Source organism: Salinivirga sp., from assembly GCF_055145285.1.
The window spans coordinates 1-25595 of the sequence record NZ_JBSRDC010000001.1 but is presented as its reverse complement, the minus strand read 5'-3'; the positions used below and the strand labels follow the sequence as shown (position 1 = coordinate 25595).

The window sequence follows — 25595 nt, the reverse complement described above, 5'->3', positions numbered from 1 at the left end:
TGTTTTATAGGGGGTGACTATCTTGCCCGCTTTTAGTATTTTTAATCCTGACCAAAGTTAATTTATATTTTTCAATGACCTACCAAACCTTATTTAATTCCTTTAGAGAAGCCCTTAGTAGTGTGCTTGAAGAAACAGAAGCACACAGCATTTTTTTTATCGTTATTGAGCATTTTACAGGTATGTCGCGCACCCAATTTTATATGAATAATCAACAGCAAGTGCCTGACAGTCTTGAACAGAATTTTTATAAAATAATGTCCCGGCTTAAAAAAGGTGAGCCCATTCAGTATATTCTACATGAAGCCTGGTTTCTGGAAAGAAAATTTTATGTCGACCATAATGTGCTAATTCCAAGATCAGAAACAGAGGAAATAATTGGTATTATTAAAAACAGGGCTCCCAAAGCCAAAAGTGTGATTGATATCGGCACAGGGTCCGGTTGTATTGCAATTTCACTAAACCGGGTACTTGATGCCACTGTTTGGGCTATGGATTACAATGATCAGGTATTGGATGTAGCCCGCAAAAATGCAAAGATAAATGACGCTGATGTATGTTTTTTTAAAGACGATATACTAAACCCAGCAAGAAAGTGGGAACAACCCTTCGACGTAATAGTCAGTAACCCGCCTTACGTAAAAATGTCTGAAAAAAATAGGATGCAAAAAAATGTATTGGATTTTGAACCGGGAAATGCGCTTTTTGTAACAGACAATGACCCTCTAATTTATTATAAAGCAATACTTCTGTATGCACAAAATTATTTATCAGCTAAAGGAACCATTGTTTTAGAAATCAACGAATCGCTTTCAACCGAAACAAAAACCTTGTTCGGGCATAGCTTTCAAAAAGTGGAATCGGTAAAGGATATCCATAATAAAGAAAGATTTGTAATAGCCACAAATAATAAGGCTCTTTAAAATTACCTCTTTACACAACAGACTGATTATTTTTGAATTGTAAATTGCAAAATATTAGACAATAAACTAAATAAATATTTGTGAATAATCAAGATTACAAAAAGCACCTTTCTAAAGCCATGCGTTGGTGTAGCCATACAGAACGCTGCAAAACAGACGTTTTACAAAAGTTCAGGCAATGGAATACCCCACAACAATTGCACAATAAGATTTTAGAAGAACTTGAAACAGAAAAATTTATTGATGAAAGACGCTATGCAAACGCTTTTGTTAGCGATAAATTTAGATTTAACAAGTGGGGAATGATAAAAATACAACATGCATTAAAACAAAAGTCAATTCCGGAATTGTACATATCAGAAGCTCTGCAACAAATTGGAGAAGATGAATATCTTGAAACAGCCAGAAGTTTGATGGAACAAAAAAATCAGCAAATCAATGACGAATATCAGAAGCGCAAACAAAAAGTGTTTCGCTTCATGGCTTCAAGGGGTTTCGAAACTGGAATAATATTTGACCTTTGGGATAAGATGCAGGAATAGAAATTATAAATAGTAATATTTTTAAATGTGTGTATAACTTGCATGTTTCCTGACATGATTGTTATATTTGTTAGAAAAAACATAGAATAATGATTCAAAATGACCAAATAAAAGAAGTTGAAAAACGCCTGGATGCGTTGAGGAGGCATCTTTGACATCGACCACAAAAGAATAGAAATAGAAGAACAAGAAGAAAAAACCCAGGCAGAAGATTTTTGGGATGACCCCAAAGCAGCTGAAAAACAGCTCAAAAGCATTACAAGATTAAAAGAATGGGTAAAGGAATACGATCAGGCAAAATCAAAGGTAGACGATTTAAAAGTGCTGATCGATTTTTACAATGAAGGAGAAGGAAACGAGAAAGAAATTGAATCGCATTACAATGATTTGATCAGGGCCATTGAAAATCTGGAATTTCGGAACATGCTTCGTAAGGAGGAGGATGAGCTTGGAGCAATACTTAAAATAAATGCCGGCGCTGGCGGAACAGAAAGTAATGACTGGGCTGAGATGCTTATGCGCATGTATTTGCGCTGGGCAGAGACAAATGGATATAAGGTTAAGGAGATCAGTTTGTTACCCGGCGACGAAGCCGGAGTTAAATCCGTCACACTCGAAATTATAGGCGAATACGGATATGGTTACCTGAAATCTGAATCTGGTGTGCACAGGTTGGTTCGACTATCGCCTTTTAATGCCAATCACAAACGGCAAACTTCTTTTGCGTCGGTTTTTGTTGCACCCATCATCGATGATACGATTGAAATTGATATTAACCCTGCAGATATATCTTGGGATACATTTCGTTCCGGCGGAGCAGGGGGCCAGAACGTGAACAAGGTTGAAACCGGTGTAAGATTACGACATGAGCCAACAGGCATAGCTATTGAAAATACAGAAACACGTTCACAACACAAGAATAAAGAAAATGCTTTACGTTTGCTAAAATCACATTTGTACGAAAATGAATTGCAAACGCGCAGAGAAGAGCAAACAAAAGTAGAAGGACAAAAAAAGAAAATTGAGTGGGGCTCACAAATCAGAAATTATGTCTTACATCCATATAAATTGGTGAAAGATGTGCGAACCAATACAGAAACATCGCATGTAAATGCTGTTTTGGATGGAGATATAAATATATTTATTAAAGCCTATTTAATGGAGTATGGAAGCGTGCTTTAATAAAGTAAAAAAAAATATTAAATTTGTATTGTATGCTTAATAAATTGGCATTATTCATATTATTTATGGGTTTCTTTAGTTTGAGCGATGTCCATGCGCAATGTGGAAATGAACTAAAACGTGAAGCCTATCAGAAAATCAAAGGTGGTACCTACCTTAAAGATTTTCGTATTCGCTTTGAAGAGTCGTCAAAAAGAAAACCAGAGAGCGAAGAGTTCACCATAATGCTATATAAAGGCGTGCGCTACAGGTTCGTTGTTAAAAATGACAAAGCCAAAGATGGTGAAGCCATCATTAAACTTTATGACGATTTTAAAATATATGCCTCTTCCTACGACGAAGCTTCTGCCACACACCACAATATTTTTGAATTCTTCTGTCAAAAAACTCAGGCATATTATCTTTCCGGCCATTTTAAAGATGGCGACAAAGGATGCGCAATAATAATGCTGGGTAACATGGGCAAATTCTAAACACATTATTTATGATTAAAATTTACCACAACCCGAGATGTAAAAAGAGCAGGGCAGGATTGAACTACCTGCAATCGAAAGTTGAAAATATTGAAATAGTTAAATATCTCAACGATACACCTTCTGTAAAAGAATTACAAGATATTATAGGTAAAACAGGTAAGAAACCCGGTGAATTATTGCGGAAGCAAGAAGATTATTACAAGAAAAACATGAGGGACAAAACCCTCACCGATAAGCAAATAATTGAAGAAATGGTGGCCAACCCCAAAATTATTAAACGCCCCATTGTAATTAAGGAAGACAAAGCCGTTCTGGCGCAACCACCCGAAGAAATTGATAAAATTTTATAGCAGTGGAAAATCCAATTATATCCTATAAAGAAAACCAAAAAGGGGTGATCCAGCTCAACAGGCCAGAAAGCAAAAACACCTTCAATAAGGAATTTGCCCAGGAGCTGAATAGCAGCCTCATGAAATTTGATGATGACGACGACATTAGGGTTGTTATTATTGAAGCAGAAGGAAAACATTTTAGTACCGGTATAGCACTCGATCAGTTCGATGAGGCCGATGCTCATAAACAAAAGGCCCTGCTTACCCTGATGGATTTGCATAATCACACCATAGCTAATATGCAAAAACCGGTGATATCAGCTGTAAAAGGCTATGGAATTGCCAATGGTTCAGGTCTGGCTTTTGCATCAGACCTTGTTGTGGCTGCTGCAGATGCCGTGTTTGGCACTACGGCTATTCGAGTCGGGTTGGCTTGCTTAGGCCCTGCAATGCCTTTATCACGCCATGTAGGCCGAAAAAGACTTATGCAGATGCTTATGACCGGGCAGCATATTTCTGCTGTAGAAGCATATGATATGGGGCTGGTTAATTGGTTAGTGGAACCTGGCGAATTGCGGAAAAAAGCATTTGAAATCGCAGATGAATTAATTGCCAAAAACCCGTATGCTTTGGCTGCAATAAAAGAAGTTGTTTATCGCGCTTCAGAAATGCCCTACCATCAGGGAATCGATTTGTCAACCGATATTTTTACCCGTCTGGCAATGCACCCGAACGCCAGGCATGGGTTGAAATCGTTTCAAACAAAGACTAAACCACAATGGCCCGAAAAAAACCTATAGCAATAATTAAGCTCATTATGCTGGCTATACTCATAACCATGAGTGGCTGTCAGGATGATGATAGTCTGTTTGCCCCACCTGCTGATGTGGAAGATAATATTTTTGACCATATCAACCATTACAGGCTTTTAAATGGGTATCCCGCGCTGGACCGCAATACTTTTTTGGATGAATTAGCCCGGTCGCATTCCAATACAATGAGCACAAGCAATTCATTAAGCCATGCCAATCAAGGCTACCGTTACGAGCAGGTAATTACAGAACTTAACAGCAACTTATTTGCTGAGTTGGTCGCAAGTGGTAGTATTAATGGAAGGGACCTTATCGAACAATGGACTGACGACAAGGAGAGCAATGAAACCATACTCGGGAATTATGCAAATATTGGAATAGGTATTTCTGAGGCCAACGATGAGCAGTATGTCACTGTTATTTTTGCACAATAAGTTTACTTCAGCTTCGATTTTATATGTATTAATCTAAAATTATTGCCATATGAATTACCGTATAGAAAAAGATACTTTAGGTGATGTGAAAGTTCCTGCAGATATGTACTGGGGGGCTCAAACAGAACGTTCCAGGAACAATTTTCCGATTGGTGAGCCTGCTTCAATGCCAAAGGAAATAATAGAAGCTTTTGGATATCTGAAGAAAGCTGCTGCCATTACTAACCATAAACTGGGTGTGCTCTCCGGCGATAAAAAAGAACTAATTGCTAAAGTTTGTGATGAAATTATCAATCATGAGCTCGACGAGCAGTTCCCACTCGTAATATGGCAAACCGGCTCAGGAACGCAAAGCAATATGAATGTCAATGAAGTTGTAGCCAATAGAGCCCATGTCATTGAAGGCAACAAACTGGGAGAAGGAGAACGTACTGTACATCCCAACGATGATGTAAATAAGTCGCAGTCCTCCAACGATACATTTCCAACAGCTATGCATATTGCAGCATATAAAATATTGGTTGAAAATACAATTCCAGCCTTCGAAACATTACGAAATGCATTAGACGAAAAAGCAAACGAGTTAGACAACGTTGTGAAAATTGGTCGTACACACTGGATGGATGCCACACCGCTGACACTCGGACAGGAATTTTCCGGCTACGTCTCGCAGCTCGATCATGGACTCAATGCAATTAATAATTCACTCAGTCATCTTTCTGAATTGGCCCTGGGCGGCACAGCAGTCGGCACCGGACTTAATACACCGAAAGGTTATGCCGAAGATGTAGCGTCAAGTATTGCCGAACTTACAGGTTATGATTTTGTAACAGCTGAGAATAAGTTCGAATCGCTTGCTGCGCACGATGCCATTGTGGAAGGTCACAATGCCTTAAAGCAAGTAGCCGTAAGTATAATGAAAATTGCGAATGATTTAAGAATGTTGGCATCCGGACCACGCTCAGGGATTGGAGAGATTATTATACCTGCCAATGAACCCGGCTCGTCTATTATGCCCGGAAAGGTAAATCCAACACAAATAGAGGCCATTACTATGGTTGCTGCCCAGGTTATGGGAAATGACGTAGCAATTGGCGTAGGTGGTTCAAATGGCCATTTCGAATTGAATGTGTTTAAACCAATGATGATAGCCAACTTCCTTCAATCTGCAAGATTACTCGCTGATGCTGCAAACTCTTTCACAGAAAGACTTGTTGTGGGCATTAAACCCAATAATGAGCGCATTCAGGAGTTGCTGGACAATTCTTTGATGTTGGTTACTGCTCTAAATACAAAAATAGGGTATGAAAAGGCAGCCAAAATTGCTAAAACTGCTTTTGCCGAAGGCACTAAATTAAAAGAAGCAGCATTAAAACTTGGTTTTTTAACTGAGGAAGAATTCGATGAGTGGGTCGACCCGTCGAAAATGATTGGCCGCTAACGAAACATAAAATCAATTAAAAGCGCTATAAGTTGAAGCCAATTTATAGCGCTTTTTGGTTCAGTTTAGAAACCAATAATCGCGCCTCTACAATACGGAAGAACCTTTTTTGCAAAAGCATATTGGCTTCAATAGCCTGCACTTAAATTTCTTTCAAGAGCACAAACTTTCAATCCATCTGTTTCTTAGAAACTTTATTGTTGATAGTGGGTTAGTTCCTGGGGAATAATAATAGCTGAGGATGCTTCAAAATTTGTTTATATAACCGAAATGAATTTTGGCATTATTTAATTTTAAGGGAGTGTTATTGGTGCGACCTAATGCATAAGATATTGAGAATATTCCGGCATTGGTGTGGAGGTTAATGCCTGTACCCAAACCTAAGACTTTAACCAGGTTTTTTCCCGTAGTAGTTCGGGCGTTTATATAACCGGCATCAGCGAATAACTTAAAATGGCTTAGAGGTTCAAACAGCCATCGAATTTCTAAAGTTGAAATATTATGAGATTTTGAAAAGAATGCATTTTCATCGAACCCTCTCAATGTTTTTAATCCGCCAATTCGTAAAAGTTCATTTTTATATATTTTTTTATCACTATAGAGGCCTTCCAGCTTGTTTTGCAACAATACTGACCAACGTTTATAAAGCGGCACAATGCCCCGCAGTAATATATTACCTTCCAAATAGTTTGATTTAATGTAATCTGGTGAATTTCCCGGGTTGTTAACAATTCTTCGGCCTGCTCCAACATCTGTATAGACCATAAATCCCTGAGAAGGGTTGAGTTTGCTGTCTGTTTTTTGGTAAATTATCTCCAGCCCACTTCCGTAGGCATTTGTTGCTAAAATGTTTGCCGTATCTTCCGGCGACAGTACAATGGTTTGTTTATTTTTATAATATCCTGTAGCAGAGTTTGTTCCGCCAAAATATACAAAAATACCTCCTCGCAATGTCAGGTGCACAAAAGAAGTATCTTCTTTGAGCATATTTACCTTACCATTTATTCCAAGAGGAGATCGGAGCAGATAAGGCCATTGTATGGCGGCATTCAGTTGCTGGCTGAGCTGTTCATTTTTTTTCCATTGTAAATTCAGTTGCTCTCCATATCCCAGCGTATTTAATAAGGATAGTTCCAATTCACCCGTGAGCATATATTTATTATTGTTACCTTCATCTGGCACAATGCCTAACAATCCATCAAAATAATTCGCATTAATCTTTTTTAAATTCAAGTCTGTACGGGCTTTTTTATTAGCGAAGCTTATTAAGGGCTCACCAGATAAGGATAGAAAACTCAGTTGGTCAATTTTTGTGGGTATTTCTGATAATGTGCTTTCATTATACCCCTCACCGGGCTTAATGTTGAGATATCGCCACAAAAAGGATTCTGAAATTTTTATATCATTAAAAACAATGGTGTCATACACAAAATGATCGCCTGGAATAACGCTGATGCTTAATTTTACTTTTTTGTTTTTGACAGTAAACTTAGTGTGTAGGCGTGCGAAAGGATATCCATTATTCTCCAGGTATTGAAGTATTTCTTTTTTATATTTCTCCAGCTTTAGCAGGTTGACGGGATTGTGTTGCTTAATTTTGTAATCTGGAAGTCCGTGTGTAAATTTTAACTCGCTTTCTACTTGTAGTGAATCCCAAAAATGCTGTTCTCCTTTGTAAATAATACCTGTTAATGTGTCATTTTTTTTATAAAGCGAGTCAATATTGCTGTTTATATATCCATTAGCATGAAAGTTATCTGTTTTTTGCTGCAGCTGTTTCTGAAATTCAGCGCTGTCATTTACATTTATTAAAATCGTATTGTTTTGGTCTTTGATTTTAATTAAAAATCTGTTTTGCCCAAATGAATTATTGACAAATGCTATTGATGCAATTATAAATAATATTGCCATTGGGCTAATGCTACAAATATTTTTATGGTTATTTTTCAATGGATGCAAATTAGTCGATAATGTGTTAACCGAAAAATGCTAAAAATATTTCTTATTATCATTAATTTACATAATTTTTGACAGGTAAAAGAATGGCAAAAATATAATTGCAATGTTCCGGATACTATTAATACTACTATTAGTACTTTTTAATGTAGGTTTCCTGTTTGCACAGGATGACAGAAGTGTTTTTTATAGACAAGAACACATCATTGAGCCTCATATAAGTACAAACGGATATGGTATAAGTTTTACTTCAGCCAAAAAAAGAACCATCGATAAATATTTTTTTTGGAAGGTAGCTTTTAGTGAGCTAAAGCACAGGAAAGAGATTAAAGGCGTAAACCCTAATTATCCCAATCAAAACCAATTTATATTTGGCAAATATAACCACGCCTATCCTTTAGCATTTTTAATAGGCATGCATAAAAAAGTTATATTGAAGAATAATAGCCGCGCCATTGGGATTCGTTATTATTATGGAGCAGGCATTGAGACAGCTTTTTTGAAGCCAGCTTATTATCAAATTGAGCTTGTGTATTCACAGGACAGCAGCAGAGTGCTTACAGCACAATTTGATCCGGAGAAGCATAATGTAAACAATATAAAAGAACGTTCATCCTGGTTCGAAGGACTTGGTGAAACCAGCATCGCACCTGGTGGAATAATAGAAGTTGGTGCGATGGTTGATTTTTCGGGAAAAGAAGGCCGAATTCATGGTGTTGGAATAAGTAGTCAAATGCAGGTTTTTATATTACCTGTAGAAATTTTAGCCGGAGAACCAACACGCAGATTTTACTTTGGTTTTAGGTTATCTTATGTTTGGGGAAAAATCCTGGATTATAGTGATACTGGTAAATCTGGGAGAAATCATAGCGGATGGAATATGTTAAAAAAATATTAACCTTTTTTTTTCTTTTTTTTCATAAAGCTAAAATTATTCCTATCTTGCCACTTTATTTGTGTATGTCTAAAGTAATAAAATAATAAAGTTTATGAGAAGCAAACATTTACTATTGTTTTTTGCGGTTTTGGTTGCCGGCGGTTTCACAGCAGTGAATACTGTTTCTTTTGACCGGTACCAGTCAAACGGGTCGATGGAAAAGTTCGAAGTTAAAAAGGACTTAGGGTCGATACAAACAGCGAAAAGTGACACCGGCTTTTTCTTTGATACCTCAGACCTTCAAAATATACGAAGTAATTTGAAAACAGTGCTGGGTAATCAAAGCGGTGGAAGCCTCAGTTGGAATTTTGTTGGACCGAATAATGTTGCAGGTAGAATTAGAACCATCCTAATGGATAAAGATGAACACAATGTGCTTTATGCAGGTGGTGTGGCTGGTGGAATCTATAAGTCCTCTACAAATGGCCAATACTGGGAGCCGGTTGAAGTAAACTACCAGGCAAGTGTAATTTCAGTTACTTCTATGGTACAGACCTCAGATGGAACTATTTACGCTGCTACAGGCGAGACCTATGACTCCGTGAATGTTACCAAACAAGGAGTTGCTGCTTTTGCAGGTGCTGGTGTTTTTAAGAAAAACCCTGATTCGCAGGTTTTTGAACAATTAGAAGCAACAGAGCCAATCGATAATGCAGATTTTTTTGGCATTACCAGAATAGCTGCTGATCCTACTAATGAAAGCCATTTATACATTACTACATGGGAAGGTGTTTACAAGTCAGTTGACGCTGGCGATTCATGGACCAAAGTAAATGATTTACCAAGCATGCATGCCTCGGATATTAAAATTAACGAGAATGGTGTTGTTGTTACTTCAATGGCTGGCCAGGTTTATGTAAATAGTGGAAATGGCTTTGAAATAGTTTCCGGAACTGAAGATAATATGATCGATTCAGGCGGCACACGTTACGAATTTGCTTTTGCCCCAACAAATCAGGATTATTTATATGCAATTGCTGCTGATTCAGCCGGAGCTTTATTAGGTATTTATCGTTCAGAATCTGCAGGTGCTTCCGGAACATGGCAAACTATTGCTGCCGGTGGTAGCGAAGAATTCCAGCTTTTCAGAAGAAGCTACATTATTCGTGAGGTTGCCCAGGAAGAATTTACCGGTAAAACTGCAATGATGATTGCTGTTTCGGATGAAGATCCAAACTATGTTTATGTTGGTGGTCAAAACCTTTGGGCTGGTTATAAAGTGAACGACGAAATTGAACCCTTCCAGTGGATACAGAAAACATATAATACTTTCCCCAAATATCATCCACAATATATTACTGCCAATATGCATGCTATGATTGCTCATCCAGAAAATGATCTCTATTATATTAGTACCGATGGAGGAGTCTTTAGGTATCATCCGGAAGATGGTACAGTCAGATTGAATAATTATCTTATTACTGGGCAGTTTTATGATGTTTCCTTTGGCCCACAGGGTGCTATTATTGCAGGAGCAGAAGCAACCGGAATGTACCATAACAGATTCAACGGCCCCGGTTCTCAAAGATTATTCGGTACTGAGGTTATTGAAGAGTATGATTTTTCAGATGGTGCCAGAAGTGGTTATCAGGGGGTAATTTCACAAATTAATCCTAATATTTTCTTATATGCACATAGTCAGGCACGTTTAAGAAGAACACTTGATTTTGGTCAAAGTATCAAAGCTATTTATGATAGCTTGATGACAGATATTAATAATGTTTCCTGGGATGTTAGTAATGCACCTATGGCCATGTGGGAATCAGAAGATTATCCTTATGGATATGACACCTATACCTACAAAACTTTCGATTCTTTATTCCCGGGTGATATTGACACCACCGAAAGTCGCAATGTTGCTAATATGCCAATTATTGTGAATATTGAAGATACCATTCCCAGGAATCAATATGTAACCTTCCAGGATCCTTATAAATCAATTTTCACAATAGGTATTAGAGGACAGTTGTGGATGACGCACAAGGCTGCAAGTAACCTGTCTTTCCTTAATAATGATTGGTTTGATATTTTTAATATCTACGATTATTATAATATTCCAAGCGCTCAAACCCCAAATATGGATGCTACAATCAATGATATCGCATTCTCGCCCGAGGGACATCATATGTATATCGCTGTTAATGTGAATACCGATACTGCGCGGAAGAGTGAAATCTTCAGGATTGATAGTTTACATACAGTTGTGAAAGATAAAACTTACGGATGGTCATTTATCGACGCACAGGATACATTAACCGATAGCAGAATACGTGAGTATACACAAAAATTGGGTCAGACTTATACACAGGAAATAACCTCTGTTGCAATAGATCCAAATAATAAAAGCAGGCTGGTTATCACTTTCTCAAATTATGATGATGAACCTAAAGTTTTTGTTAGTGATAATGCCTCAACAACTACGAGTGAGAGTTTTAATTCAAACTTTAGACCGATACAAGGTAATTTACCTAAAGTACCTATATTCGATGCTGTTGTGAATGTAGCTCAAACAAATCCTGATAATGGGTTTAATCTCTATCAGTTAATACTGGGCACAGAAATGGGAGTATGGTCAACCAATGATTACCGTCTACCCAGCCCAATGTGGACATGGGATAGTGAGGGTGTTGGTTCGGCTCCTGTAGTTTCTATAACACAGCAAACTAACTCTTACGACCTGTTCGAAAAAGTTAATAATTTTGGTATACTTTACATGGCAACATATGGTAAGGGTGTCTTTATTGATTCTACTTATTATGTAGAAAGACCTGCTGATGACGGCCAGGATACTCCTGAAACAGGTGCACAGACAGTTTCCGACTTCAATGCCAATGTGTATCCAAATCCGGTTGGAAATCAACTAACGGTTAAATTCGGGGTGTTCAGTGATAATAGTGTTGTAAACGCCCGTATAATTGACCTGTCTGGTAGAGTACTTCACTCAGAAAACCTTGGAGCGTACGATAAAGGTAGCCATACATACAGTATTAATACCGACAATCTTGAAATGGGAATCTATCTCTTTGAAATTAATGATGGACGAGACGCAGAAGTGATTAAGATTATCAAAAAATAGGTATGTTATAGAATATCCAAAGGGAGGTAAACACACCTCCCTTTTTTTGTGTTTAGATAATAAATATGTCTAACTTTGACAAAAAATAATTACTATGGCAAAAATTAAAGTAGGAATTAACGGTTTCGGCCGTATCGGAAGGAACGCATTCAAATTAATGTTGGATCGCGATAGGTTTGAAGTTGTTGGCATCAATGACTTAACAGACACTAAAACACTTGCACACTTGTTAAAATATGACTCTACACAGGGCATATTCAGCGGTGATGTTAGTTACAACGATAATGCAATCATTGTAAATGGTATGGAGGTTACTGTGTCAGCAGAGAAAAGCCCCGCTAATATACCATGGAGCCAAACTCCTGATTTGGTTATTGAATCGACCGGTATTTTCCGCGTAAAAGAAAGTGATAAAGGCGGCTATGGCGATCACTTGAAAAATGGAGCCAAAAAAGTAATCTTAACTGTACCTGCTTCAGATGAAATAGACAGAATGATTGTACTTGGCGTGAATGATGATGACTTGAAAGAAGCTGATGCTTGTGTTTCAAATGCATCTTGTACAACAAACTGCCTTGCTCCTGTAGCTAAAGTCCTTGAAGACGCTTTTGGTATTGAGAAAGGATATATGAACACCATTCACAGCTACACAAATGACCAGCAGATTCTTGATGCACCGCATAAAGATCTGCGCAGAGCCCGCTCTGCAGCTGTTTCACAAATACCTACAACTACAGGGGCAGCCAAAGCTGTGGGTAAAGTTATACCTTCGTTAAAAGGCAAAATGGATGGTATGGCCGTACGTGTTCCAACCCCAACAGGCTCAATGGTAGATTTTACTGCCGTACTCAAAAAAGAAGTAACTAAAGAGGAAGTAAATAAAGCCATGAAAGCGGCAGCTGAAGGACCCATGAAAGGTATACTTCAGTACACTGAAGACCCAATTGTTTCATGCGATGTGATTCATAATACACATTCATCAATTTTTGATTCAGACCTGACTATGGCCAATGGTAATATGGTGAAGGTTATTTCATGGTATGACAACGAGTGGGGATATTCTGCACGTGTTGTAGACCTTGGTGAAAAACTTTTCTAGAAAACTATTATTCTATACAAGGGGGCATCGCTTAGGATGTCCTCTTTTTTTTGTCTTATAAAAACATAATTTCATTATGCACAATTGGTTTGAATGTAAAATTAAGTATGAAAAAAGGGACGAATACGGGAAAGAAAAACCCGTATCAGAATCATACGTTGTTGATGCCTTGTCTTTTACTGAGGCAGAAAGTAGATTGATTAAAATGCTCGAGGGTGAAATACCTGACGAATTTATAGTAACCGGAATAACAAAGGCTAAATTGGATGAAATAGTGCCTGACGACGATGCTGATTACTGGTATAAATGCAAAGTTATACTCAAAGATGTAGATGAAAAGTCCGGTAAAGAGAAAAAAATACAAAATCAGATTTTAGTTGCAGCAGACGATTTTCGTGGGGCCCTGGAAAATGCAGAGAAAAGTCTGGAGCAGGTACTTGTCCCCTGGGAAATACAGCAAGTTGCGCTTACAAAGGTTGTTGATGTGATGCCTTATGATGCTAACGCCAATCTTTCAGAAGCAGATAAAGAATACACCGCTGACGAAGAGTAGTTCTGAGAACATAGCTCTTTTCAGTATTTTTTTTGTAGTTTGCATCCCTTATTTTAGAGCAATCTTATGCAGCAACCTCGCAACAATGCCGGATTTGGCACCTTGCCGGTTTTTTTAACGGCCATAAGTACTATATTGGGTGCAATTCTGTTTTTGCGGTTTGGCTGGGCAGTGGGTCAGGTTGGATTGGTGGGAGTGATAGCCATTGTTTTAATCAGCCATTTAGTTACAATCCCCACTGCGCTGGCTGTGGCAGAAATTGCAACAAATCAGCGAGTGCTGGGAGGAGGTGCTTATTACATTATTTCGCGCTCTTTTGGTTTTAATATTGGAGGCGCAATTGGCTTAACGCTTTTTGCATCTCAGGCAGTGAGTGTGGCATTTTATGTGATTGCTTTTGGTGAAGCTTTTGAACCCGTTTTGCAGACTGTGCACAACAACTATGGGATATTGATTCCTAAACGGGTTGTGGCATTGGCAACCATGGCCATATTGTCCGTATTAATTCTTCGTCGGGGCGCAAATTTAGGCGTGAAAGCACTTTACGTCGTGGTTGCAATTTTATTTACAGCCATTGGAATGTTTTTGTTTGGAGAGCCGGTAGAAGGCATTGAAAAGTTCAATTTGAACGAAACAGTGGATAATCCAGCGCCATTTTTTTATGTTTTTACCATTATTTTCCCGGCTTTCACCGGTTTGGCAGCAGGACTTGGGTTATCGGGCGATTTGAAAGACCCACGTAAATCAATCCCTGCTGGTACAATGTGGGCCACTGTAGTAGGTCTGGTTGTTTATTTAATTGTCGGATATAAGTTTGCAATATCGGCAACCCCAGAACAGCTCAGCGAAGACCAATTCATAATGGAGCAGATATCTGTTTGGGGTCCTATCATTCCTATTGGTCTGGCAGCGGCCGCATTGTCATCTGCATTGGGTTCAATAATGGTGGCTCCACGCACATTGCAAGCTATAGGATTAGACGATATATTTCCTGGAAAAGGCATTAGTCGCTGGCTGGCCAGAGGGAAAGTTAAAGATAACGAACCTTTCAATGGCTCTCTAATAACTATATTTATTGCATTCTTTTTCGTATTTATTGGAGATGTGAATTTTGTAGCGGAAATCATCTCCATGTTTTTTATGGTTACTTATGGCGCTATTTGTTTAATTTCATTTTTGGAGCATTTTGCGGCAGACCCATCCTACAGACCAACATTCCGTTCCCGCTGGTATTTATCCTTTATTGGTGCTCTGATGTCTATCTGGCTTATGTTTAGAATGAACCTGCCTTATGCAGCTCTTTCATTAGTCTTAATGGCCGGTATTTATGTAATAATTACCCGCGGAAATCCTGACAAACGCGGCCTGGCAAAGCTTTTTAAAGGGGTCGTATTCCAGTTAAGTCGTAACTTGCAAATTTTTGCACAACGTGCCAACAGAGAAGAGGATGATAATAGCTGGCGACCCTTCGCTGTATCTATTTCAAAAGATACATTTGATCGTAGAAGTGCCTTTGACCTGATGAGATGGATTTCTCATAAATATGGTTTCGGCACCTACATTCATTTTATTAAGGGATACTTAAACGACAATACCAGTAAACAGGCCGATAAGGTCATGGAGCGGCTAATTAAACTGGCTTCCGGAAATAAAAACCGTATCTATCTCGATACCATCATTAGCCCTTCATTTACATCTGCAATAGCACAGGTAATTCAGTTAAGAACCGTTTCCGGTAAGCATAACAACATGATTATATTTGAGTTTTCGCGTACCGACCCGGAGCGGCTTACCGATACCATGAGTAATTACAAGCTTTTGAATACAACCGGATTTGACGTGTGTGTGCTCAATACAACCTACAAAGGTTTTGGCGATCATCGTGAGATTCATCTCTGGATCAAAACAGAGGATTATGCCAATGCTAATCTGATGATATTAATGGCGTATGTAATTCTCGGGCATCCGGATTGGAAGCGGGGCGTAATTCGTATTTTTGTATTAACCGACCCGGAGAATCGACAAAAACGCTGGACTGAATTGGCTAACCGTGTAAAAACCGGTCGTTTACCTATTTCATTAAAAAATATTGAGTTGGTCAATGAAAATGAAGAAACCAACCGAAAAGAGATTATAAGTCATTATTCGGCAGACGCAGATTTAACCATTATCGGATTCAATAACCATGAATTGGCCGATCAGGTTGGGGAATTTGACGTTTTCCAGGGATATGAAAATCTCGGTAACATATTATTTGTGAGCTCAAATTCTCAGAAAGCTATTTCCTGATAAATTCTGCTTGTTGCCAAGCTTATATTTTATAATTTTGACACATTGATTAAATAAAATATGGAAAAAGTTGCAGTTTTCCCGGGGTCTTTTGACCCAATAACCCGTGGACACGAATCTGTTGTAAAAAGATCAATTGATTTGTTCGATAAAATTATTGTGGCCGTAGGAACCAATGCCAATAAACCAGGCTTTTTTCCGTTAGAAAAACGCATAGACTGGATAAAAAGAACTTTTAAGCAGTACGAAAGCATTGAAGTTCAGAGTTTTGAAGGGTTAACAATAGATTTTTGTCGTGAAATAGGCGCTAAATTTTTATTGAGGGGTATAAGAACAGGAGCTGATTTTGAGTATGAACGCAGTATAGCGCAAATGAATAAGGCGCTCATGAACGAAATTGAAACTGTTTTTATTCTCACTACCCCAGAATTGACACCTATTTCATCAACTATTCTAAGAGATATTTATAAACATGGAGGAGATATCAAATCTTTTATTCCGGAAGCTATTCACGGCGATTTTTAGTTTATGGTTTATTCTGCCCGGGTTTGCAAATGCACAGGATACTACAAGACTCATTGGTCAAAGGACCGATTGGGCCAATAAACCTGTCCGCGTTTGGTATTATGCAGATTATATATCTACCGTTAAACATGAAGTAGCAGATGTAATACTTGGCGATAGTGGCAAGCTGAATGTCCCTATAGTCATTAAAGAACCCAGGCAAATTTATGTGGAATCAGGTGCCCTGGAAGGCAGCCTTTTTGTGATGCCCGGCAAAACATATCAGCTTAAACTGCCCGGGTACAGGCAAATGACCAAGGTCGATAGTTTAAACCCATTTTTTCAACCAAGTAAATTCTTTTTTGGATTGGAAAATAGCCATCCAACTGAGTTGAATCATCTTATTACTGAATTTGACCTTATTTACAACGATTACCTGGTTAATAATTTTAGACAAATACGCCGCAAGCGTCAAGGCAGTGACGTGGATTCAATGGTAGTTTTTCTGGACTCCTTGTTTAAAAAAGGAGAACAAAATCGGTTTTTTAAGGGATATAAAAAATACAAAATAGCTGAGCTGTTGCATATTGCCTACTTGAATGATTACAATTACGTGGTACGCGATTACTATCTCGACCAACCCATTTTGTATACTAACCCCGCCTACTTTGAGCTATTCAATAAAATGTTTGATAACTATATTGAGTATTATGCTACAACAGCCGATGGCGAAGATATCGCATACAATGTTGTCAGAGCTAAAAGTTATCAGCGTAGTATGCGCACGCTGGCCAATAATTTGGCACTGAGAAACGATACATTGCGGGAACTGGTATTCATAAAGGGGCTAAACGATGCATTGTATAAAAACACTTTCCCCAAAAGCAGCCTTTATCAAACACTCGATTCGGTCAGGTTACAAACTAAAATTCCACGTCATCGTAAAATTGTGCAACGCATTATTGAAAAGAGCAAAAAACTTCAAAAAGGCTTTCCGCCACCAGCTTTTCGTATTACAATGGGCGACACGCTTGCATTCTCTTTTCCGCAAAAAGGTGACAAGTTTATATTGCTGAATTTTATTAACGTTGAGAGCTTTGCTGTGCAAAAAATCCTTCCGCAGCTTAAGCAACTTAGCGATAAGCAAGAAGAAGTGCTGAAGATCGTAAGTATCAACGTCGGTAGTAGATTTAAAAAGGCAAAAAAATATTTCGACATGCACCAGTACAACTGGCGCTTGCTTAACGGTAATACGAACACAGAAATATTGAAGGAGTACAATGTTAAGGCATATCCCACCTATTTTTTACTAAACCCTGAAGGTAACCTGGCCATGAATCCTACCCCCGGACCTAATGGCAATTTTGAGTATTATTTTTTCAAAATACTCAAACACCGTGAGCGGGAACGATATAGAAACAATCGTTAAGGTATCAGGTTCGCTTTTTGAAGTACTTCGAGCAGGGTTGGAAATGTATTGGATGTAAACGCATTGATTTTGGTAACAGACAACCACTTTACTTCGGTGATATCTTCTTCAACTTGTGGATACAACTCCTGTTTTGGCGCTTGCATGTTGTACCACCATGTTTTTTTTAAAGCATAACTCCCTTTGTATGGGTATATGTGGTAAGTTGCTGTTAGAAAGCCATTAATCGTTAATTTTTTTACTCCGCATTCTTCCTCAACTTCTCTTAAAGCGGTTTGTTCTATAGGCTCATCTTTTTCGCATTTCCCTTTAGGTAAGTCGTTCAACCCCCTGCGCACCATCGTCAATATTTCATTAAATTCATTTCTTACTAAACCACCTGCTGCTTCAATAAAAATGAAATGCTTTTTTAATGCTTCAAAAGTATCGTCAGTATCTTTAGCAGTTATGAAATATTGTTTTTCGCTTTGAGCAAAATTATGTTCTAAAAGTTTATCAAGATGACCCTTAACATCTTTAAATTCATAAAAACCACTATTTTTGTAGCGCTGGAATTCAGTTTCCGGAATAATATGTAAGGTTACCTTATCGTAAAATATTTTATAAATCTGATTCATGAGTCAACCAATTAATGAAAAAATAGCTCAATCTTTATTGCAAATTAACGCAATTCAGCTGGAAACTTCAAATCCATTTGTATGGGCATCGGGCCTGAAGTCGCCCATATACTGCGATAACCGCAAAATTCTATCGTATCCGAAGGTTAGAAAAATAGTACGCGATGCTTTTGTAGAAAAAATTAAGGCCGATTATGCCGATGTGGATTATATAGCCGGTGTGGCTACAGGAGCAATTGCGCATGGTGCGTTGGTGGCTGATGCGCTTAACCTGCCTTTCTTGTATGTGAGATCGAAAACCAAAGGGCACGGCATGCAAAACCTCGTAGAAGGCGATGTTGTACCGGGCAAAAAAGTGGTTGTAATTGAAGATCTCGTTTCCACCGGCGGTAGCAGTGTAAAAGCTGTTGAGGCACTGAGAGATCAGGGTATGAAAGTACAGGGTTTGATTGCCATTTTTACCTACGGTTTCCAAAAGGCATTTGATACATTTAGTGCTGCAAATTGCGAATGGTCTGTTCTTACCGATTATAATACTTTAATTGATATGGCCGTGGAGGAAGAACTGCTGCCCCGTACAGAGATGTCTGTTTTGGCAGAATGGCAGGAAGATCCTGAAAATTGGTCGAACTAAAAATTGAGAAAAACTTATGTTAAAACACGAAAGTAGAATAGGCAAGTTAAATGCCCCCGCAGCAAGGGTTTATCATACTATATCAGATTTTTCGCGACTCGAAAATATTACACCACCCGACGATAAAATGAAGGTCGTGCACGCTGATGCTGATTCATGCAAGTTTGCTATGGGGAGCAACGGTGAGTTTGGTATGCGCATTGTTGAGCGTACGGAGAACGATATGGTGAAAATTGCCAGCGATGAGTCTGTACCTTTTACATTTTACCTGTGGATTCAATTAAAAGAGGTTGACGAAGCTGATACACGCGTGCGGGTTACCCTACACGCCGATTTGAACCCTATGCTGAAAATGGTGGCCAAAAAACCGCTTACACAATTTGTAGATCAATTGGTCGATAAACTTGAGGCATCTTTTAACTAAGTCATGCGCTTTTTACTATAACCCAAACACGCTGCACTATGGAGTCAATAGCAATATACCAGGTCGATGCATTCAGCGAAAAGCTTTTTGGTGGTAACCCGGCTGCGGTTTGCATTTTGGAATCGGAAATAGACGAATCTTTAATGCAGCAAATAGCGGCTGAAAATAATCTTGCCGAGACCGCATTTGTATTTCCGCAGATGGGTTTTGCATCAATCAGGTATTTTACACCCCTAACAGAAGTTGCTTTGTGTGGGCATGCTACCCTCGCCTCAGCCTTTGTGTTGGCAGAGTTTGTGCAAAAACACGCCAGACAGTTTACATTTGAAACTTTACTCAGTGGTACGCTTACAGTGGAATTGAAAAACGACCTTTATGCTTTAAACTTACCCGCCGACCAACTCAAGCCCGAAAAAGCCCAATTCGATGCTGTGGCCAATATTTTAGGACACAAACCAGCAGAATTGTTCCATGGCCGCACAGATCTGATGGCTGTTTTCGATGATCAGCAAGTTTTGAAGGAGATGAAACCCGACATGGGGGCACTTGCTCAGCTAGATGCACGCGGGTTAATTGTGACTGCGCCTGGTAATGAAAGCGATTTTGTAACCCGGTTTTTCGCTCCGGCCATTGGTGTGGACGAAGACCCTGTAACAGGTTCTGCCCATACCTCGTTGGTGCCTTACTGGAGCCAAAAACTGAACAAAACATCGCTGGTTTCCCACCAACTCTCAGCGAGGGGCGGAGTGCTGTATTGCAAAGACCTCGGCAACCGAACAGAGGTCGCCGGTAAAGCCACACTCTACCTTAAGGGCGAGGTTTTTGTTTAGCCTCTTTTAATTAATCGAATCCCGTGGTCGGCCTCCAATTGGTAAAGTTCAGGGGTGCACATACCTGTGTCAGGCTAGTCACAGTGCGAGTACCAGGTTCTCTGCTTGGGAAGAAAATGATTTTGAAAACATAGCCAGATTCCTCGCGCCGTGACTAAGCGCAGGCCGGAACGGAAAATAAATAATCGAATCCCGACTCCTTGCCGGCATACGATAGACACTTCCCGAACAGGGAGGGTTTCAATCTTAGCGAAGCCCTCACACGCCCAAAAGCCTGAAAGTCACCTGGTGAATACTTTATAACCGTTCGGGCAAGTTGGCTGTGTATAAATGGCAATGCACAGTTCACCCGGTGACTTGTCTGCAGTACCTGAGATATTTTTCAGCGCTGGCTGTTGCGAATAATCTAAATACTTGGAGGCCAGCTCCTTGCCGGCATACGACAGACACCCCCCCCAAACAGGGAGGGTTTCACTCTTAGCGAAGCCCTCACACGCCCAAAAGCTTGAAAGTCACCGGGTGAATTCTTTATACCCGTTCGGGCAAGATGGCTGTGTATAAATGGCAATGCACAATTCACCCGGTGACTTGCCGCAAATCGCCTAACTCAGTGCGGGTTTCCTGATCTGTGCTCGTGACAGAAAATTAATGCGGGAAGCTGGAAAAAAGCCTTGCGCTGGAGTTATAGTCATCTGGTGAATGCTTTTGTTGTACCTTCTCGAAACAGCTTGAATCGGTCAGTAGGTATTGGCTAATTCACCAGATGACTTGCCGCCAATATCGTGACCCGGTGCGGGTTTCCTGATCAGTGCTCGTGAAAGAAAATTAATGCGTGAGGCCGGAATAAAGCCTCGCACCGTGACTCAGCCCAAAAGCCTGAAAGTCACCTGGTGAATACCTTATAACCGTTCGGGAAAGATGGCTATGTATAATTGGCAATGCACAATTCACCCGGTGACTTATCTGCATGAGATATTTTTAATCCAGATAATGAAATCCGTTCATTCAAATTCTCTTTTATTATGTTTTGTAGGTTTGATGATTTGTAAAAAATAACCTTCGATAACATTGTTTATTTTGGTTTCGATTATGTCGAACACAAGAACAATAGTTTAACTTATAACACACTGTTGTGCAATGCTATATTTTTGCAAACAAAAGATGCTAAATTTGTTGAAAAATACTCTTTGAAAAAATTGTTTTTGTTTAAATGTATTCGGAAATTTATAGTAAAATACAAAATTTAATACCAAACACAAACGTAATATCATGCTTTTTTTGCTTAATGTGTATTATTTCAAAGCAAAGTTTTAAATGAAAATAGAAAATACCCAAATATTAGAATGGCAAATTTAATAATAGCTATTGCTATAAACTAAAAGTAGAACCGGAGAGTACCGGACGGGGGAAGAGCACTGCCTGCAAGCTTCCTGGCCAGGCGGCAGGCTCCTCCCTTTCATCCCGGTACAATCCACAAAGTTAAAACTTATGTGCAATAAAGATCCGGGAACAAATCAAAAATTCCCACAAAAAAAATTAAAAATATGAAACAAGCCATGACTAAAAATAAGACACACTGCGCCTTCGCGTAGTTTTCGCTTCTGCTATAGCTTCAGCGAACGCGGATGGCGGAGCAAGGCTGCGCCTTTGCATAGCATCGGCGAAGCAAGGCACGAGCATAATTGTAACGAAACTACAAACAGTCTGTGGTGTACGTAGGACTTAACATGGCGAGCTCCCTCGCTTGCAGCGGGGGAGACTATCCTGCCATATTTGGCGGGACAAGTTATGACCATTAATATCAAAATTACAAAAACATGAAAAATTTAAAAACACGAAGTGCAGTACAAAAAAAACCGAAATTTGGAAGACTTAGAAGTTTAGTCTCCCTTCTAGGTTTATTATTAGCGACTAACTTCATTTATGGACAAGAATATGAGCCTATTGTAGATACCACAAAAATGTGGGTGGTTTTCTATCACTCCACAATTAATCCACCCGGAATAGGCGAAACCTATGCTTATAAAATTAAAGAAAAGGTAATTGAAGATACCGTTACATGGTATAAAACCTGGCAAAGCAGAGATTCATTATACAGTAATTGGGAACAAGTTGGATATGTATGCGAAAAAGACAAAAAAGTGTATTATAAAGACTCATACAATTCTGAACATATTTTATTATATGATTTTAATTTAACTATTAACGATACTTTATTTACCATTGAAGATATATGCACAATAACTGTCACTGAGACAGACACAATAGAGTTTGCAGGAAAGTATCGATTTTTACAAGAACTAGATGATTATGACAATCTTTCGGAACCTGTATATCATATAGAAGGTGTTGGCAGCAAATCTGGTATTTTTGAACCAAAAAATTATTGCATGTTAGGAGTTATAAGGACGTTGGTATGCTATTATAAAAATGATGAGCTTTTATATATGAATAGTGACTTTTCGAGTTGTTACATTAATACAACCTCCATAAATGAAAATAATTTTGTACAAATAAACGCATATCAAACTAAAAACAATGCCATTCAGGTAGATGGGTTGCCTACAATTGGCAATAACAGATATCGTATAATAAATGCGTTTGGCCAAACCATCTTAACGGGTAATATTAATGCTGATGGTAGAATACAATACAATAATCTGAACACCGGTATATACCTTTTAAGTATACAAACTTCTGATTTAACATCAAAAACAATTAAACTATTTATAACAAATTAGCTATGAGAAAAATATTTCATATTTTGCTTCTTTTTGTAACTATTAATACATATAGTCAAAAGATAGTCATAAATCAAACATTCACAAGTACAGAGATAATTGACCTCGCTAACAAAAACATTGGTAATATATATACAGCCGCTATGGAGGCACAAATTACATTAAATGGAAAGAACAGCTTAGCGCGCATTTTATTTGTTGACGAATATGACAATGAGATCCTTGCTACTGAATTATTTTACCCACTTTATCTTCCTGGTAATTACGATGTCTATAACATTGAAGAACTGTCAAAAATAAATGGAGTCAGTTTACGTGATTTAAAGATTGTTTTGGTTGATGCTTCTGTGCATTTAAATTATGTCCAGTTTTTTCCAGATGCAGCATCTTCATCAGGTTTTAATATTCCTTCTGAAAATACTGTTATCCAGAACAAAATAAATCAACTAAATGTTAATTTGTCAAATCTGGGGTATTTCTGGCGTGCCAATATTAACGAAAATAACTATTATTATAGCGATAGAAATCAAATGCCAACAGACGATATACTAAGTTATGGATTTGGTTATTATGATAAAGGGATATTTGCAGCTTATCCACCGGCTTTCTATGAGAACAAGACATATACAAGCACCAATGTACCTGAGTTTGATTGGAGATATCAACATGGTGCGATGAATGAAAGTTCACCATACTTCGACAATAATTTTGATACATACTGGGAAAATGGCGTTGGTGTGGTTACTTGTGATCAAGGAAATGGTTGGATGACAAAAATACATTGTCAGAGAGGCAATTATGGAGCACCATGGAATAGATGCTTTAAGGGTTGCTTTTTATTTAGTGTAACCAACAGTGTTGAAGCTAAAATGAATTTGTACTACAATCAACATTTAGACTATAACCTTTCTGAACAAGAAATAATGGAATGTTCTCCATATGCAGACAATACATGTTACACTGGTGGTTATACTACAAATACAGCAGAATATATTAGAGACTTTGGAGTTGTAAATGAAAGTTGCTTCCCTTATATTAATGACACATGTAGTTGCTCCGTTAAATGCACCTCTCCTGAATCAAGAGTAAAAATAGCAGATTATCAATCCTACTCTTATGATGAAGAAGGGGTAAAAGATACATTAATTACTCATGGCCCAATGAGTGTTGTATTTGGAACCCATGCAATGAGTTTAATAGGGTATGGTATAATTAGAGAAGGGATGACTATTGATGCCGGCAATGGTTATGCTCCATTTGTTGTTGAACCAGGCAATCCATATATCGAAGAAACTTATTGGATTCTTAAAAACACAAGAACAGCAGCAGATAATCATAATGGTTATGTTTATTTAATCTCATCGAGTGAGTATGGCAACATGAAAAGAATTAGATACTTTCCTGGATTAGTCGAAGACCTACTTAACCCAAATTTAACGCCTCAAATACTTGACGCAGACGGAGATGGTTATTATAATTGGGGTATTGGTCCAAAACCAGCCAATTGTCCCCCATGCCCTGATGAACCGGACAGTGATGATTCAGATGCAGCTTTTGGGCCTTTTGATGAAAATTATTATAAAACAGTCAATTGGAATAATTTCAATTCAGATAACACAACAGAATCTTACTCTCAAAACACATACTGGTATAATGAATATATAAGACATAATACAGCTATACTGAGTGATACTCTTTTCATTAAAGACAAATCGTTTATCGCAAATAATTCTTCTTTAACAATTAATTCCGATGCAGTGCTAGCAATTCAAAATGGAGAATTAATTACTGGCGGAGAAATTATAATAAATGGCAACCTACATATTATTGGAGATGCTGTTATTAAAGGAACAATGCATTTCTATGACAACTCAGAATTAGTAATCAGATCAAATTCATTAGTTAATTTCGATATCGGGCAAATAGTATTACATGATAATGCTAAATTAATTATTGAGGATTCCGCAACAGTTAAAAACTTTAATTTTACAGGTTCTGGCGAAATTGTATTCATGGGAAATCATATTACCCTAAAAGATGGCATATTTGACATTCCGGTTCAGTTAAACAAAAATTTATCCATTGATGGTGACTTAGCATTCCATACTTTAAAAATAGCTCAGGGAGTTCATATTGAAGGTAGTCCGAACCCCAACACCCTCACCATACGCGGCAACCTCAATAACTTAGAAAACGTGACCTTCAGTAACCTAACCCACAATAATCAGGGCGGTTTAGAAATATATAATGGCCAGATGGTTACCTTCGATAACGTGAATTTCATCAATACCCATACCCACATTAAATCAAGGAATGCACCGGCAGAGATTCGAAACAGCTCTTTTACAGGGTCCTCACTACATT

General features: G+C 38.4%; 22 protein-coding genes. 20 read left to right on the top strand and 2 right to left on the bottom strand.

The features are described 5' to 3' along the window. The first annotated feature begins 74 nt into the window (after positions 1-74). The 8 genes from prmC (at position 75) to fumC (ending at position 6142) form a co-directional block, all read left to right on the top strand. On the top strand, positions 75-923 hold the full coding sequence (prmC, locus tag ACTB0Y_RS00110) for a peptide chain release factor N(5)-glutamine methyltransferase (protein WP_463204743.1): 849 nt from the start codon (positions 75-77) through the stop codon (positions 921-923). 80 nt (positions 924-1003) lie between these two features. Further along, positions 1004-1465 carry a regulatory protein RecX gene (locus tag ACTB0Y_RS00105; protein ID WP_463204742.1) on the top strand — a complete coding sequence of 154 codons (462 nt, stop codon included), beginning with the start codon at positions 1004-1006 and terminating at the stop codon, positions 1463-1465. Between the two features lie 89 nt (positions 1466-1554). Next, positions 1555-2647 (top strand): peptide chain release factor 2 gene (prfB, locus tag ACTB0Y_RS00100; RefSeq protein WP_463204741.1). Its coding sequence is split into 2 segments (ribosomal slippage): positions 1555-1617 and positions 1619-2647, totalling 1092 coding nucleotides; the frame shifts between segments, so codons are not numbered across the junction. A 32-nt stretch (positions 2648-2679) separates the two neighbouring features. Beyond that, positions 2680-3120 (top strand): hypothetical protein, encoded by a 441-nt coding sequence (locus ACTB0Y_RS00095; RefSeq protein WP_463204740.1) that lies wholly within the window; start codon positions 2680-2682, stop codon positions 3118-3120. An 11-nt stretch (positions 3121-3131) separates the two neighbouring features. Next, complete coding sequence (gene arsC / locus ACTB0Y_RS00090; protein ID WP_463204739.1) at positions 3132-3473, top strand: arsenate reductase (glutaredoxin); 342 nt, start codon at positions 3132-3134, stop codon at positions 3471-3473. Between the two features lie 2 nt (positions 3474-3475). Next, on the top strand, positions 3476-4255 hold the full coding sequence (locus tag ACTB0Y_RS00085; RefSeq protein ID WP_463204738.1) for an enoyl-CoA hydratase/isomerase family protein: 780 nt from the start codon (positions 3476-3478) through the stop codon (positions 4253-4255). Continuing rightward, a complete protein-coding gene (locus tag ACTB0Y_RS00080) occupies positions 4234-4701 on the top strand; it encodes a CAP domain-containing protein (protein WP_463204737.1) in 468 nt (155 codons plus the stop codon). Before ACTB0Y_RS00085 ends, ACTB0Y_RS00080 begins: the two co-directional genes overlap by 22 nt. A gap of 49 nt (positions 4702-4750) precedes the next feature. Further along, positions 4751-6142: a class II fumarate hydratase gene (gene fumC / locus ACTB0Y_RS00075; protein WP_463204736.1), complete on the top strand. Its 1392-nt coding sequence runs from the start codon at positions 4751-4753 to the stop codon at positions 6140-6142. A 246-nt stretch (positions 6143-6388) separates the two neighbouring features. Here the strand turns inward: fumC and ACTB0Y_RS00070 are convergent, their stop codons facing one another. After that, positions 6389-8053, bottom strand: coding sequence for a POTRA domain-containing protein (locus tag ACTB0Y_RS00070; RefSeq protein WP_463204735.1), 1665 nt, complete (start codon positions 8051-8053; stop codon positions 6389-6391). A 151-nt stretch (positions 8054-8204) separates the two neighbouring features. Between ACTB0Y_RS00070 and ACTB0Y_RS00065 the strand changes: the two genes are divergently transcribed. From ACTB0Y_RS00065 to ACTB0Y_RS00035, 7 genes are all read left to right on the top strand, one after another. After that, entirely contained in the window at positions 8205-8996 is a 792-nt protein-coding gene (locus tag ACTB0Y_RS00065) for a hypothetical protein (protein ID WP_463204734.1), read from the top strand. Between the two features lie 91 nt (positions 8997-9087). Further along, the gene (locus tag ACTB0Y_RS00060) at positions 9088-12111 is read left to right on the top strand and encodes a T9SS type A sorting domain-containing protein (protein WP_463204733.1); all 3024 of its coding nucleotides are present in this window, start codon (positions 9088-9090) and stop codon (positions 12109-12111) included. A 94-nt stretch (positions 12112-12205) separates the two neighbouring features. Further along, positions 12206-13210, top strand: a complete 1005-nt coding sequence (gene gap / locus ACTB0Y_RS00055) for a type I glyceraldehyde-3-phosphate dehydrogenase (protein ID WP_463204732.1) — start codon at positions 12206-12208, stop codon at positions 13208-13210. 76 nt (positions 13211-13286) lie between these two features. After that, positions 13287-13763, top strand: coding sequence for a DUF4494 domain-containing protein (locus ACTB0Y_RS00050; RefSeq protein WP_463204731.1), 477 nt, complete (start codon positions 13287-13289; stop codon positions 13761-13763). A gap of 66 nt (positions 13764-13829) precedes the next feature. Beyond that, the gene (locus tag ACTB0Y_RS00045; RefSeq protein ID WP_463204730.1) at positions 13830-16052 is read left to right on the top strand and encodes an APC family permease; all 2223 of its coding nucleotides are present in this window, start codon (positions 13830-13832) and stop codon (positions 16050-16052) included. Positions 16053-16112: 60 nt separating this feature from the next. Continuing rightward, positions 16113-16577, top strand: coding sequence for a pantetheine-phosphate adenylyltransferase (gene coaD / locus ACTB0Y_RS00040; RefSeq protein ID WP_463204729.1), 465 nt, complete (start codon positions 16113-16115; stop codon positions 16575-16577). Next, complete coding sequence (locus ACTB0Y_RS00035; RefSeq protein WP_463204728.1) at positions 16525-17985, top strand: TlpA family protein disulfide reductase; 1461 nt, start codon at positions 16525-16527, stop codon at positions 17983-17985. The genes coaD and ACTB0Y_RS00035 overlap by 53 nt, the downstream gene beginning before the upstream one ends. Here the strand turns inward: ACTB0Y_RS00035 and ACTB0Y_RS00030 are convergent. After that, a complete protein-coding gene (locus ACTB0Y_RS00030) occupies positions 17982-18602 on the bottom strand; it encodes an NUDIX hydrolase (RefSeq protein WP_463204727.1) in 621 nt (206 codons plus the stop codon). The genes ACTB0Y_RS00035 and ACTB0Y_RS00030 overlap by 4 nt on opposite strands. Here ACTB0Y_RS00030 and pyrE point away from each other — a divergent pair. From pyrE to ACTB0Y_RS00005, 5 genes are all read left to right on the top strand, one after another. Beyond that, positions 18601-19236, top strand: a complete 636-nt coding sequence (gene pyrE, locus ACTB0Y_RS00025; RefSeq protein ID WP_463204726.1) for an orotate phosphoribosyltransferase — start codon at positions 18601-18603, stop codon at positions 19234-19236. The two genes, ACTB0Y_RS00030 and pyrE, sit on opposite strands and share 2 nt — an antisense overlap. A 16-nt stretch (positions 19237-19252) precedes the next feature. Then, entirely contained in the window at positions 19253-19660 is a 408-nt protein-coding gene (locus ACTB0Y_RS00020; protein ID WP_463204725.1) for an SRPBCC family protein, read from the top strand. A 38-nt stretch (positions 19661-19698) separates the two neighbouring features. Next, positions 19699-20490, top strand: a complete 792-nt coding sequence (locus ACTB0Y_RS00015; protein ID WP_463204724.1) for a PhzF family phenazine biosynthesis protein — start codon at positions 19699-19701, stop codon at positions 20488-20490. A gap of 1817 nt (positions 20491-22307) precedes the next feature. Continuing rightward, positions 22308-23231, top strand: a complete 924-nt coding sequence (locus tag ACTB0Y_RS00010; RefSeq protein ID WP_463204723.1) for a T9SS type A sorting domain-containing protein — start codon at positions 22308-22310, stop codon at positions 23229-23231. A gap of 2 nt (positions 23232-23233) precedes the next feature. Next, positions 23234-25595 (top strand): C1 family peptidase (locus ACTB0Y_RS00005; RefSeq protein WP_463204722.1); only part of this gene is annotated, 2362 nt, incomplete at its 3' end.

Bases quoted from the DNA above. Each gene is read 5' to 3' on its own strand.
- ACTB0Y_RS00045 (WP_463204730.1), top strand. From the start codon at position 13,830: ATGCAGCAACCTCGCAACAATGCCGGATTTGGCACCTTGCCGGTTTTT.
- ACTB0Y_RS00060 (WP_463204733.1), top strand. From the start codon at position 9,088: ATGAGAAGCAAACATTTACTATTGTTTTTTGCGGTTTTGGTTGCCGGC.
- fumC (WP_463204736.1), top strand. From the start codon at position 4,751: ATGAATTACCGTATAGAAAAAGATACTTTAGGTGATGTGAAAGTTCCT.
- ACTB0Y_RS00020 (WP_463204725.1), top strand. From the start codon at position 19,253: ATGTTAAAACACGAAAGTAGAATAGGCAAGTTAAATGCCCCCGCAGCA.
- ACTB0Y_RS00030 (WP_463204727.1), bottom strand. From the start codon at position 18,602: ATGAATCAGATTTATAAAATATTTTACGATAAGGTAACCTTACATATT.
- prmC (WP_463204743.1), top strand. From the start codon at position 75: ATGACCTACCAAACCTTATTTAATTCCTTTAGAGAAGCCCTTAGTAGT.
- arsC (WP_463204739.1), top strand. From the start codon at position 3,132: ATGATTAAAATTTACCACAACCCGAGATGTAAAAAGAGCAGGGCAGGA.
- ACTB0Y_RS00095 (WP_463204740.1), top strand. From the start codon at position 2,680: ATGCTTAATAAATTGGCATTATTCATATTATTTATGGGTTTCTTTAGT.
- ACTB0Y_RS00080 (WP_463204737.1), top strand. From the start codon at position 4,234: ATGGCCCGAAAAAAACCTATAGCAATAATTAAGCTCATTATGCTGGCT.
- coaD (WP_463204729.1), top strand. From the start codon at position 16,113: ATGGAAAAAGTTGCAGTTTTCCCGGGGTCTTTTGACCCAATAACCCGT.
- ACTB0Y_RS00035 (WP_463204728.1), top strand. From the start codon at position 16,525: ATGGAGGAGATATCAAATCTTTTATTCCGGAAGCTATTCACGGCGATT.
- ACTB0Y_RS00065 (WP_463204734.1), top strand. From the start codon at position 8,205: ATGTTCCGGATACTATTAATACTACTATTAGTACTTTTTAATGTAGGT.
- ACTB0Y_RS00010 (WP_463204723.1), top strand. From the start codon at position 22,308: ATGAAAAATTTAAAAACACGAAGTGCAGTACAAAAAAAACCGAAATTT.
- ACTB0Y_RS00050 (WP_463204731.1), top strand. From the start codon at position 13,287: ATGCACAATTGGTTTGAATGTAAAATTAAGTATGAAAAAAGGGACGAA.
- ACTB0Y_RS00070 (WP_463204735.1), bottom strand. From the start codon at position 8,053: ATGGCAATATTATTTATAATTGCATCAATAGCATTTGTCAATAATTCA.
- pyrE (WP_463204726.1), top strand. From the start codon at position 18,601: ATGAGTCAACCAATTAATGAAAAAATAGCTCAATCTTTATTGCAAATT.
- ACTB0Y_RS00015 (WP_463204724.1), top strand. From the start codon at position 19,699: ATGGAGTCAATAGCAATATACCAGGTCGATGCATTCAGCGAAAAGCTT.
- gap (WP_463204732.1), top strand. From the start codon at position 12,206: ATGGCAAAAATTAAAGTAGGAATTAACGGTTTCGGCCGTATCGGAAGG.